This is a genomic window from Ruegeria sp. CF8, assembly GCF_056537285.1.
Genome location: NZ_JBQFRG010000006.1, coordinates 172,140 through 184,559, shown reverse-complemented (window position 1 = coordinate 184,559; position 12,420 = coordinate 172,140). Strand labels below are relative to the sequence as shown.

Genomic DNA, 12,420 nt, shown 5'->3' with positions numbered 1-12,420 from the left:
ATCGTCTCGGTAAGGGGCGTTCAGTCCCGTGCACGGATCACCTGCAGCAAAGGCAGCAGCGACGCCATTTCCGGACCCCGCTCCATCCCGGTCAGGGCTTTGCGCAGCGGCATGAACAGACCTTTGCCCTTGCGGCCTGTCGCCTCTTTCACCGCTTTGGTCCAAGCACCCCAAGTCTCCCCATCAAACGGGCCGTCGGGCAGCAAAGCGATAGCTTCGGCAATAAACTCGCGATCTTCATCGGCAATCAAAGGCTCGGCCCCATCGCGGCACAGTTCCCACCAGCCTTTCAGATCGGCCAGAGTTGTGATGTTTTCGCGCGCCATAGCCCAGAAGGGTTCCGCCAAATCAGCCGGAACGCCAGCATCCTCTACCGCATCAGCTACATCTGCCAGCGGCAGCGATTGCAGGTGCTTGGCGGTCAGCGGGAACAGGTCTTGTACGTCGAACTTGGTCGGCGCCGCACCAAACCGGTTCACATCAAACCCTTCGATCAATTCCGCCATGTCCGAGCGCAACTCAACCGGGTCAGACGACCCCAAACGCGCCATCAGGCTCAACAACGCCATCGGCTGAACGCCCTGTTCGCGTAGGTCGCGCAGAGCCAAAGTCCCCAGACGTTTCGACAGTGCCTCTCCCTGCGGGCCAGTCAGCAGCGAGTGGTGGGCAAAACGTGGGCACTGTCCGCCCAGCGCTTCGATGATCTGGATCTGCGTTGCGGTGTTGGTCACGTGGTCCGAGCCGCGCACAACATCGGTCACACCCATTTCGGTATCGTCCACAACGGACGCAATTGTATAAAGCACCTGACCGTCACCACGGATCAGCACTGGGTCAGACACCGAAGCAGCATCAATCGAGATGTCGCCCAGAATACCGTCATTCCACTCGATACGCTCATGATCCAGCTTGAAACGCCATACACCGTTGCCACGTTCGGCGCGCAGAGCGTCTTTTTCGGCATCTGACAGGTTCAGCGCGGCCCGGTCATAGACCGGTGGCTTGCCCATGTTCAGTTGCTTCTTGCGTTTCAGGTCCAGCTCGGTCGGCGTCTCAAACGCCTCATAGAAACGCCCCATTTCACGCAGCTTGTCGGCAGCTTCGGCATAGCGGTCCAGACGGTCCGACTGACGCTCGACCTTGTCCCAATCCAGACCCAGCCACTCCAGATCCTGCTTGATGGCATCGACATATTCTTCTTTCGAGCGTTCGGGATCAGTATCGTCAATACGCAGGATGAATGTACCGCCAGCCTTGCGGGCGATCAGATAGTTCATCAGGGCGGTGCGCAGGTTGCCCACATGGATGTAACCGGTGGGCGACGGGGCGAAACGGGTGGTTGTCATGGGTGTCTCCTGTTGGCGCGGCTCTTGTCACAGGATCGGCTATTTGTCCAGTCGGCAGACCTGTTCACAGCAACGTCAGGTGGCAAGTTCACGCATAGGACCTATCTAAAGGAATGCTGGCACTGACAGGGAGACCCCAAAATGACTATTAAACTGACCCGCCGGGCTGCACTTGGTGCAGCAGCGGCTTTACCTTTTGCCTCTGCCGCTACGCCAATTCTGGCTGCGGGAACCGAAACCAAAGCGAAATCAACCATCGCCAGATCGTTTGCTCTGGGTGATTTCACTGTCACCACATTGCTGGATGGCAGCGTCCCCCGCGATGACGCCAAAGCGCTGTTTGGCCAGGACGTGTCAGATGAAGATTTCGCAAAAGTATCCGCCGAAAACTTCATCTCACCCGACGTGGCGCAGTTCTTCTTCACCCCAACGCTGGTCAATACAGGATCCGAACTTGTTCTGTTTGATACCGGCCTGGGACAAGGCGGTATTCAGACAGCTTTGGCCGATGCGGGCGTCACGCCCGATCAGATCGACGTGGTTGTTATCACTCATATGCACCCCGACCACATTGGCGGCATGACCACAAATGACGCGCCGACCTTCCCGAATGCACGCTATGTCACTGCATCGTCCGAATACAATTTCTGGTCCGGGATGGAAGCCGGAAACCGTGTCGGCGATATGGTCGCGGCCAAGGTCACGCCATTGGCCGAAAAGATGAGCTTTATCGAAGACGGGGGCGAAGTGTCGTCCGGCATCACGGCCATCGCTGCTTATGGACATACGCCCGGTCACACGGTTTTCCATCTGGAAAGCAACGGTCAGCGGCTGGTTCTGACGGCCGATCTGGCCAACCACTATGTATGGTCCTTTGCGCACCCGGAATGGGGCTTTAGCTTTGACGCCGACAAAGAAGCTGCGACTGCATCGCGGCGCAATGTTCTGGGGATGCTGGCCGCAGATAAGGTGCCAATGATCGGCTATCACATGCCCTTTCCAGCCGCTGGCTTTGTAGAGACACGTGGCGAAGGCTTCCGCTTTGTTCCGGTCAGCTATCAGATGATGGGCTAAGCCACTAATACCCCGGATCCGGTCGCACTTTCGAACTGTCGGTGAACCGCGACAGGCTAAACGCGGTCGGATCCACGCAAGGCGTCGTTTCGGCGACAAGATCGGCGATCAATCTCCCGGCACCTGGACCAATGCCAAATCCATGGCCAGAGAATCCTGTGCCTATGAAAAGACCCGGCAACTCATCAACACCTGAGATCACCGGAATAGCATCCGGCGTAACGTCGATCATTCCGGCCCAGCTTTGCACAACTTCGCTTTTCAGCAGCGCCGGGAACCCTTTACAGGCACTGCCCCAAGCGTGCCGCAACGTTTTCTGCGATGGCTCAGGGTCCAAAATTCGGCACTGTTCGAACGGCGTCACATCGGTGGGCAGCCAGCGCCGGTCGTGTCGCGCTTCGATGGTCCAGCGTTTGGACAGGCGAAAGCGCAGAGATTTCCACTCTTGCGCAAAGGCAGGAAGAAACTGCCTCGCAAGCCGGAAAATGTCAGGCACGATGTCCACTGTGTTCTCGTGGCCAGACGCAATGGTATAGCCGCCGTCAGCGCGCTTGCGGATCGCAAAGTCGTCGGACCACAACGCGGGTCCGGGCCCATTGTGCACGGGGGATGTGCGAAGGACCGTGTTCAGAACCTTGAGTTGCGGCAGTTCGACACCTGCGTTGCCTGCAAACAAGCGCGACCACGCCCCACCAGCCAGAACAACCCGGTCGCAGGCCACTTTTCCACGTTCTGTAAAGACACCCGAGACACGCCCTTCACGAGTGTCCAAACTACGTACGGCGCATTGCGTCATGATCACTGTGCCCCGGTTTCGTGCAGCCTCGGCTATGGCCGGAGCAGCCCATTGCGGCTCGGCCCGACCGTCCTGCGGCATGTAAAGCGCTGTTGTCAAACCCGTTTGATGCCCTTGCAGCAAATCGGAAAGCTCACCGCCGGACACTATCCTGGCCCCGGTCTGCAATCCCTCAACATGGCGCATCCACTTTTGCAGGTTGCCTGCGTCTCTTGCGCCAGAGGCCCCAAAAAGGATGCCGGATTGGGTATAGCCTGTTTCGCGCCCCAAACGCTCGTCTAGTGTTTGCCAGATGCGCAACGCCTCTTGCATCAGGGGAATTTCCCTTGGGTCTCGCATACCCAGACGCACCCACCCCCAATTGCGCGAACTCTGCTCGGCTGCGATCTGACCCTTTTCACACAAAAGAACAGAAGCACCGCGTTCAGCCAGTTCCAATGCTGTTGAAACGCCGATGATGCCGCCGCCAATGACAACAACATCCACACGTTTGGGCAGGGCCAGATCAGATTCTACGGGGGTCGGTTTGAGTGCGGTCATCAACAGGTCTTACTCGGTCGCTTGGACCAGTATGGAGACCTGCCTACCGTGGATAAGCAATGGGTATTCAGGGCGATCTTGCTGTATTTTCGACACCTGTGGCTCAGGTGCCGAAATCAGTGTCAGCAAAGAGCGTACTAAGCCGCGCCGGACAATTCCGCCCATTTCTGGCGCAGGATCGCGGAAAGCCCGTTTTGCTTGCGCGCGGCTTGCGCAGTCACGTCTTCCTGACGCAGCAATCTTGGAAACTCTGTGCGGAAATGAGCGGCGGCTTGTTCGTCCAAGTCACGCTGCTCGTCCAGCATATCCGCGATTGCTGCATCCAGCTTTTCTTCATCCAACTCCTGAGGCGGAGATTCCATCGTCCGCAATCGCATAGGAGCATGAAGCGAATTGTCATATTCCTTGTACATAATTACCACCACACCGTTCACTCAGACATCCAACCCAGGATGCGCCACTCGTACCGCGAACCAATTTTACGCGTACCGATTAAATTGCGTCGCACCCGCCCCACATCGGGCAACTTCTAAGCAAAAATGTGGCAGAAAAATGTCAGCAAAACAAGGCTGAGACAGCTGTAAGTGCTTTAAATAACATCCAATTTCCCACGAAATAGATACAATCAATTCAAATGATGATTGACTGTTTCCATGCGAACTGGCCTTGCCCTGAAACTCAGCTCCGATCGCGCCAGCGATTCACAATTGGATAGCGCCGATCCAGCCAAAAAGCCCGTTTGCTGAGCCGAGTCCCGGGCGCGGACTGGAACCGCTTGTATTCACTGATATAGATCAGGTGTTCGACCCGCCGGGCCTCTGCTTCGTCAAACCCGGCAGCGACGCAATCGGCGACGGACCCATCCTGATCGACGAGAATCTCCAGAATACCGTCCAGCACCGGGTAATCGGGCAAGCTGTCGCTGTCTTTCTGATCTTCCCGCAACTCCGCACTTGGCGGTTTGTCGATAACCGACGGGCGGATCACCTCGCCTTCAGGGCCCATCATCCAGTCGCGATGATTGGCGTTGCGCCAACGGCAGGTTTCAAACACGCGGGTTTTGTACAGATCCTTGATCGGATTATAGCCGCCGTTCATGTCGCCATAGATCGTGGCATAGCCCACCGCGACCTCGGACTTGTTGCCGGTGGTCAACAGCATTTCACCAAACTTGTTCGAGATCGCCATCAACAGCAGCCCACGCAGACGGGACTGAATGTTTTCCTCGGTCAGCCCTTCGTCCAACCCTGCAAACAAAGGCGCCAGAGTATTTGTGACCACAGCCCGGCTTTCGGAAATCGGCACGAAATCATAGTGCACGCCCAACGCCTTGGCGACGGCCTCGGCATCATCCAGCGAAGCCTGACTGGTATATTCCGACGGCAACATCACGCAGCGCACGTTTTCGGCCCCGATGGCATCGACCGCGATGGCTGCAACCAACGCGGAATCGACCCCGCCAGAAAGACCAAGAAGCGCCTTCTTGAAACCCGTCTTACCCATATAGTCGCGCAACGACTGCACCATCGCGCGATAATCCTGCTCCCACACATCAGGCTGAGGAACGATTTCGGCAGGCGCGATCAGCCAGCCATCGTCACCACGCTCAAGATCCACGTGTGAGACAGTTTCGTCAAAAACAGGCATCCGAAAGGCCAGCTCTCCACCCGGATTCAGGCCAAAGCTGGCTCCGTCAAAGACCTGATCGTCCTGCCCACCCACCATATTCAGGTAAATCAGTGGCAAACCCGTTTCGACAACACGCGCCACCATATGGTTCAGGCGCACGTCATACTTGTCGCGGAAATAGGGCGATCCGTTGGGGATCAGTAGAAACTCGGCCCCGGTTTCTTCGAGCGTTTCCGCCACGTCCGGGTGCCACCCATCTTCGCAGATCGGGCTGCCAATTCGGAAGTTCCCAACCGAATACGGCCCACCCAGCGGACCGGCATCGTACAGGCGCACTTCGTCAAAAACGGTTTCGTTCGGCAAATGATGTTTCAAGACCTTGCTGGTGATCCGCCCGTTTTTGAGGATCAGGTAGGCGTTGAACAACTTGTCCTCTTCCGCCCAAGGCGCGCCAATGGCAATCGCTGGTCCGTCTGCGCATGTTTTGGCCAACACCTCAACCGCCGCCATGGCCGCACGGTGGAACACTGGCTTCTGGATCAGATCCTGCGTGTTGTACCCGGTGATGAACATCTCGGGGAAGGCCACCAGATCGGCACCGGCTGCTTTGCCTTGCTCCCAAGCGGTAAACGCCTTGGCTGCATTGCCTTCAATGTCGCCCACAGTGGGGTTCAGTTGCGCCAGAGTGATACGGAAACGGTCGGCCATGCTGCCCTCTTGCCTCGTCAGTCCTATTGCCATTTAGCAGATCACCGCGCGAGTAAAAGGCCAATGCGGCAAAAGCCGTTGCCCTGCCCTCGACGGTATCCTAGTTTTGCCTCCAAAGATGCAACCAGCGATGACCCGGCAGGCAGGACCGAAAATGAACGTGATCCGATATTCGATTTTGGCAGCGGGGCTCAGTCTGTCCGCAGCGACGGCGTTTGCACAGGACGGAACAGTCATCATCAAAGATGACGAGGTTGGCGGCGTCTATGAAGGCACCTATGAAAACGGCCTGCGCCACGGGACGGGAACCTACCGGCTGCCCAACGGGTTTGAATACACGGGCGAGTGGGTTGAAGGCGAGATTCAGGGCCAAGGCGTGACCCGCTATCCCGACGGTTCAATCTATGAAGGCAGTTTTGCCAAGGGCCAGCCCGAAGGGCGCGGCAAGATCGTTTACGCCAATGGCAGCAGCTATGACGGTGAATGGTCCAACGGATCGATCAACGGCACAGGTGTTGCCGAATTCGCCAATGGCACCCGCTATGAGGGCGAGTTCAGGAATGCCCAGCGGCACGGCAAAGGCGTTCTGACTTTTCCCGACGGATACATCTATGATGGCGACTGGGTTGATGGACAGCGGCAAGGTAAGGCCAGGATTACCTATGCGGATGGCAGCGTGTATGAAGGGGACGTCAGCGCAGGATTGCGCGATGGCACGGGCAAGCAAACCATGCCCGACGGCATGATCTATTCCGGTGAATGGGCGCAGGATCAGATCACCGGCACCGGTCGTCTGACCTATGCCAATGGCGATGTCTATGAGGGCGAACTGGTAGAAGGGCGCCGTCAGGGCAAAGGCAAAGTGACCCACGCGCAAGGCGACGTATACGAGGGCGATTTTGTCGATGATCGCCGCCAGGGCAAGGGCACATTCACCGGCACGGACGGCTTTGTGTATACCGGCGACTGGAACCAGGGACAGATCGAAGGTCTGGGAGAGCTGACTTATCCCGATGGCTCGGTTTATGTCGGCGATTTTGTTGCCGATTTGGCTGAGGGGACGGGCCGCATCACCTATCCTGATGGGTCAACCTATGAAGGTGATTGGATCGCTGGCGTGATCGAGGGTCAGGGCACAGCCACGTATGCCAACGGAATGATCTACAAAGGCCAGTTCAAGAACGCGCAAAGCCATGGCAAGGGCGTCGTGACGCGCGCGGACGGCTCGGTCTATGACGGCGACTGGGTCGATGGCGTTCGCCAAGGCAAGGGCAAAGCGACCTATTCCGACGGCACCATCTATACTGGTGATTTTCTGAACGGAAAACGGCATGGCGCTGGGGAAATCGTAACACCTGCCGGTTTCAAATACGTAGGCGACTGGTCCGAAGGTAAGATCGAAGGCGTGGGCGTTGCTACCTATTCGAACGGCGATGTGTACGAAGGCAATTTTGTCGACAACAAGCGGCAGGGCAGCGGAACGATGCGCTATGCCAACGGGCAGGAAGAAACCGGTATTTGGGAAAACGGAGTCTTGCCGGGCCGGGCCTCTGACCAGCAAAGCGAGTCAGACACCCCGGATCCACAGCCTGCGCCAGACGATCAGGCCGAAACGCCAGAAGCCTCCGACGGGTAAGCCCTCACCACGGAACGGGTTGCCCGGCCCAATCAAAGAAACCGCCGGTATCCGCTGGTGTAAGTCCATTGATCACGGATAACAGGTTTTGGGCGGCGACCTCCGGCTCGACGGCTGGATGACGGTTCAAGTATTTCTGCGTGAACGCAGTTTTCACGGTTCCCGGATGCAAGGCGACACAAATCGCCTGCTTATGCGTCCGCGACAGTTCGATGGCCGAGGTATGGACAACTTGATTGACCGCAGCCTTGGCGGCCCGGTAGCTGATCCAGCCCCCCATCCGATTGTCCCCGATGGATCCCACACGCGCTGAAAGAACCGCAAAAACCGACCGCCCCTTGCGGGGCAAAAGCCTGTGCGCTCGGCTCAGCACCAAAGCCGGACCTACCGCGTTGAGCGTGAACTGATCCATCATCGCCTTGGCTGAAACCGCACGAATTGTCTTTTCCGGTGCGGCCCCTTCGATCTCTAACGCCCCGGACGCGACCAGTATCAAGTCAAAGGGATCGGTTAGCTTATCAATGATCGGCAACGCGCGGTCGGGGTCAGTCAGATCGAACCCATCCAATGACCGCGACAGACCCGTTACCGAGATACCCTGCCTCTCTAAGGTATTACAAACCGCTGCGCCAATTCCGCCCGAGGCTCCGATGATCAATGCTGTTTTCATCTGCATCCAGCTAGCTGCGCAGAGGGCACAATCAAGTTGGTCTGGAATTAGAAAGCCAGCGCAGGACCTGTTGGACGCAAATTGGTCTTTTCATTCCTGACGGGCTCTGTATAACCTCAATCCCATGATCAACCGTGCAGATATCCTTTGTGCCGACACCGCCCTGCGCGGTGCGTCTCTGCGTGGCCTACTGATCCTAATCCGCCTCTGAGCGTGCCATCCGGCGCGCCCGCTCAGAGGAGGACGCCAGCGCGCCAAGAAGGCTTTAGGACAGACAAGAAAGAGATTCCCATGACCAACGTGACCGACCAAGACCGCGTCTTGATCTTCGATACCACTTTGCGCGACGGCGAGCAGAGCCCCGGCGCGACCATGACCCATGACGAAAAGCTGGAGATTGCCGAACTGCTGGACGAGATGGGCGTCGACATCATCGAAGCCGGTTTCCCCATCGCATCCGAGGGCGATTTCAAGGCTGTTTCCGAGATCGCGCAACGTTCTAAAAACAGCCGTATCTGCGGTCTGGCCCGTGCAAACTTTGCCGACATTGATCGCTGTTGGGAGGCCGTGAAACACGCCGAACAAAACCGGATCCACACGTTTATCGGCACCTCTCCACTGCACCGCGCCATTCCGAACCTGACAATGGATGAGATGGCCGACAAGATCCACGAAACGGTCAGCCATGCGCGCAACTTGTGCGAAAACGTTCAGTGGTCGCCAATGGATGCGACGCGGACCGAGTGGGATTACCTGTGCCGCGTGATCGAGATTGCGATCAAAGCCGGGGCAACCACGATCAACATTCCAGATACTGTGGGATACACGGCACCCGTCGAGTCCGCGGACCTGATCAAACGCCTGATCGAAACGGTTCCGGGCGCGGATGAGGTGATCTTTGCTACCCACTGCCACAATGACCTTGGCATGGCGACCGCGAACTCGCTGGCGGCCGTTGCGGGGGGCGCGCGTCAGATCGAATGCACAATCAACGGGTTGGGCGAACGCGCAGGCAACACAGCGCTGGAAGAAGTCGTGATGGCGCTGCGCACCCGCAATGATATCATGCCGTGGCACACGGGTATCGACACCACCAAGATCATGCACATCTCACGCAGGGTGGCGACGGTGTCGGGCTTTAACGTGCAGTTCAACAAGGCCATCGTCGGCAAGAACGCCTTTGCGCATGAAAGCGGCATCCATCAGGACGGGATGCTCAAGAACCGCGAAAACTTCGAGATCATGCGCCCCGAGGACATTGGCCTGTCCGGTACTTCTCTGCCGCTGGGCAAACACTCGGGCCGCGCGGCCCTGCGCGACAAACTTGAGACTTTGGGTTTTGAGGTTGGTGACAACCAGTTGCGCGACATTTTCGTGCGGTTCAAGGATCTGGCCGACCGCAAGAAAGAGGTGTTTGACGACGACCTCATCGCCTTGATGACCATGGATGAACACGACGACTACCTGCAGCTTGTCTCAATGAAAGTGACCTGCGGGACGGGTGGTCAGGCAGAATCCACAGTCGAGCTGGAAATGGATGGCAAGGACATTATCGCCACTGAACATGGCGACGGACCGGTGGACGCGACCTTCAAAGCGATCCGGGCCATCTATCCCAACACAGCCCGTTTGCAGCTGTATCAGGTTCACGCTGTCACCGAAGGCACCGATGCGCAGGCCACAGTGTCTGTTCGCCTCAGCGAGGACGGCATGATCGCAACCGGACAGTCCGCCAATACCGATACGGTTGTGGCCTCGGCCAAAGCCTATATTCACGCGCTGAACCGTTTGATCGTGCGCCGTGAAAAAACCGGCCCCGGCGTGGACACGCGCGAGATCAGTTACAAAGACCTGACCTGAACGGCCCAAGGGTTCCCGCACCCGCGGCGGCCCGGCTTCGCCGTCCCTTCTTGGGTTTTGGGCCCGGCAGCGCGCTTATGGCGCGCTGCCGGGCCCAACTTGTTTGACGGCATCTTTGATGCAGGCAAACGAGGCGGAAGCATTGATAGGTTTCACCCAACTTCTGTTCAAAGCTGGTCAAAAAAGGAGGACAGACGCTTCATTTCGCCATTGATGCCAAACGGCGCGTTGATGATGAACATGCCGGAACCGATCATCCGGTGGCCTTCACGAACCGGGGGGAACGTCACCTCGTGACAGACAGCTTTGGGTAAATTTTGCGACTTCAAAGCACGGATCATGGCCTGGTGGCGCTTGTCCGAGAGTATTGGATACCACAACGCTATGACCCCAACGTTCCATTTGCGGTGAAGCTTGGCGATGATGCCTGGCATACGATCATAGTCGGTTTTCACCTCATAGCTCGGGTCGATCAGCAGCATCCCCCTGCGAGGTGTAGGTGGCAGCAAGGATTGCGCCAGCGCAAAACCGTCTTGCTGGTAAACCTTGGCCCCATAGGGCGACATGGCCAAGGCCAGAGCGGCATGTTCTTGGGGGTGAAGTTCTGCAAAATGCAAACTGTCCTGGTCCCGCAGCAGATTGGCCGCAACCAGGGGTGAGCCCGGATAGGCGGCATTGCCGTGACGGTTTTGAACGCTTTCCAAAACTTGGGCCATCGGATGATCAGGTCCGAACCACCCTTCTTGCTGCGCCCGCTTAATCCCCGCTGCGGCCTCTCCGGTGCGCACAGCTTCCTCCGCATCCAGCTTGTACAACCCTCGACCGGAATGCGTTTCGACATAGCTGAGCGGCTTGTCCTTGCGTGTCAGATAATTCAGCACCCAGGCCAACAATGCGTGCTTTTGGACATCAGCCAGATTACCGGCGTGGTAAATGTGTTGATAAGAGAGCATTTTGCCTTCTAAAGTCCCAATCAATAAGGCGGAAAGGTGCTGATTGTCGCGGAATCAGCCCTTTTACCGGGCGTGATGGCACCCTATAAGTCATCCGTCCCGGAACCGTCGAGTCGCGGGCAGTAGAAAAACCGACATACAGGATCAGGGGAAACATGGGGATCTTTGGCAATCTGGGCGGCCTGTTCACAGCGGACATGGCTATCGACCTTGGAACAGCAAACACGCTGGTTTACGTCAAGGGGCGCGGTGTCATCCTGTCTGAACCCTCGGTGGTTGCCTATCACGTCAAGGACGGTGTGAAGAAAGTTCTCGCTGTTGGCGAAGACGCCAAGCTGATGCTGGGCCGGACGCCCGGTTCAATCGAAGCCATCCGACCGATGCGTGAAGGTGTGATCGCGGATTTCGACACGGCGGAAGAGATGATCAAGCACTTCATCCGCAAGGTGCACAAGCGCTCGACCTTCTCAAAACCCAAGATCATCGTCTGTGTGCCCCATGGTGCGACCCCGGTCGAAAAACGCGCAATCCGTCAGTCGGTTCTATCCGCAGGCGCGCGCCGTGCGGGCCTGATCGCCGAACCAATTGCAGCCGCGATTGGCGCCGGGATGCCGATCACCGACCCAACCGGCAACATGGTCGTCGACATCGGCGGCGGTACAACCGAAGTTGCGGTTCTGTCGCTGGGTGACATTGTTTACGCCCGCTCGGTCCGCGTTGGTGGCGACCGTATGGACGAAGCCATCATTTCGTATCTGCGTCGTCAGCAGAACCTGCTGGTGGGTGAATCCACGGCTGAACGGATCAAAACCACCATCGGCACCGCCCGTATGCCCGACGATGGCCGTGGTCAGTCGATGCACATCCGTGGGCGTGACCTGCTGAACGGTGTGCCCAAGGAAATCGAGATCAGCCAGGCTCAGGTGGCCGAAGCGCTCTCGGAACCCGTGCAGCAGATTTGCGAGGCGGTTATGACCGCTCTGGAAACCACGCCACCCGATCTGGCGGCGGATATTGTGGACCGGGGCGTGATGTTGACCGGCGGCGGTGCGCTGCTGGGTGATCTGGATCTGGCCCTGCGCGAACAGACTGGTCTGGCCGTGTCGATTGCCGACGAAAGCCTGAATTGTGTGGCTTTGGGCACCGGCAAGGCGCTAGAATATGAAAAACAGCTGCGCCACGCGATTGACTACGAGAGCTGAGGCGCG

10 protein-coding genes are annotated in these 12,420 nt (G+C 57.7%); 4 read left to right on the top strand and 6 right to left on the bottom strand.

All coding sequences use genetic code 11. From position 1 onward, the window contains the following. Positions 1-20: 20 nt before the first annotated feature. Positions 21-1,346: a glutamate--tRNA ligase gene (gene gltX / locus ACR0EV_RS15280; RefSeq protein ID WP_480800870.1), complete on the bottom strand. Its 1,326-nt coding sequence runs from the start codon at positions 1,344-1,346 to the stop codon at positions 21-23. 141 nt (positions 1,347-1,487) lie between these two features. Between gltX and ACR0EV_RS15275 the strand changes: the two genes are divergently transcribed. Beyond that, positions 1,488-2,420: an MBL fold metallo-hydrolase gene (locus ACR0EV_RS15275; protein ID WP_480800869.1), complete on the top strand. Its 933-nt coding sequence runs from the start codon at positions 1,488-1,490 to the stop codon at positions 2,418-2,420. Positions 2,421-2,424: 4 nt separating this feature from the next. Here ACR0EV_RS15275 and ACR0EV_RS15270 read toward each other — a convergent pair whose 3' ends face one another. The 3 genes from ACR0EV_RS15270 to ACR0EV_RS15260 all read right to left on the bottom strand — a co-directional run bounded on the left by ACR0EV_RS15270 (position 2,425) and on the right by ACR0EV_RS15260 (position 6,093). After that, positions 2,425-3,756, bottom strand: a complete 1,332-nt coding sequence (locus ACR0EV_RS15270) for an NAD(P)/FAD-dependent oxidoreductase (RefSeq protein ID WP_480800868.1) — start codon at positions 3,754-3,756, stop codon at positions 2,425-2,427. Between the two features lie 137 nt (positions 3,757-3,893). Continuing rightward, the gene (locus ACR0EV_RS15265) at positions 3,894-4,190 is read right to left on the bottom strand and encodes a hypothetical protein (protein ID WP_480800867.1); all 297 of its coding nucleotides are present in this window, start codon (positions 4,188-4,190) and stop codon (positions 3,894-3,896) included. Positions 4,191-4,434: 244 nt separating this feature from the next. After that, entirely contained in the window at positions 4,435-6,093 is a 1,659-nt protein-coding gene (locus ACR0EV_RS15260; RefSeq protein ID WP_480800866.1) for an NAD+ synthase, read from the bottom strand. A gap of 154 nt (positions 6,094-6,247) precedes the next feature. On the opposite strand from ACR0EV_RS15260, the gene ACR0EV_RS15255 reads away from it, so the two are divergent. After that, complete coding sequence (locus ACR0EV_RS15255) at positions 6,248-7,729, top strand: MORN repeat-containing protein (protein WP_171669133.1); 1,482 nt, start codon at positions 6,248-6,250, stop codon at positions 7,727-7,729. Positions 7,730-7,733: 4 nt separating this feature from the next. Here the strand turns inward: ACR0EV_RS15255 and ACR0EV_RS15250 are convergent, their stop codons facing one another. Next, positions 7,734-8,399: an SDR family NAD(P)-dependent oxidoreductase gene (locus ACR0EV_RS15250; protein ID WP_480800865.1), complete on the bottom strand. Its 666-nt coding sequence runs from the start codon at positions 8,397-8,399 to the stop codon at positions 7,734-7,736. A 291-nt stretch (positions 8,400-8,690) separates the two neighbouring features. Here ACR0EV_RS15250 and ACR0EV_RS15245 point away from each other — a divergent pair, with 291 nt between their 5' ends. After that, a complete protein-coding gene (locus ACR0EV_RS15245; RefSeq protein ID WP_480800864.1) occupies positions 8,691-10,259 on the top strand; it encodes a 2-isopropylmalate synthase in 1,569 nt (522 codons plus the stop codon). A gap of 167 nt (positions 10,260-10,426) precedes the next feature. Here the strand turns inward: ACR0EV_RS15245 and ACR0EV_RS15240 are convergent, their stop codons facing one another. After that, positions 10,427-11,212: a 23S rRNA (adenine(2030)-N(6))-methyltransferase RlmJ gene (locus ACR0EV_RS15240; protein WP_480800863.1), complete on the bottom strand. Its 786-nt coding sequence runs from the start codon at positions 11,210-11,212 to the stop codon at positions 10,427-10,429. Between the two features lie 155 nt (positions 11,213-11,367). Here ACR0EV_RS15240 and ACR0EV_RS15235 point away from each other — a divergent pair, with 155 nt between their 5' ends. Continuing rightward, positions 11,368-12,414 carry a rod shape-determining protein gene (locus tag ACR0EV_RS15235; protein ID WP_039523195.1) on the top strand — a complete coding sequence of 349 codons (1,047 nt, stop codon included), beginning with the start codon at positions 11,368-11,370 and terminating at the stop codon, positions 12,412-12,414. Positions 12,415-12,420 lie beyond the last annotated feature (6 nt).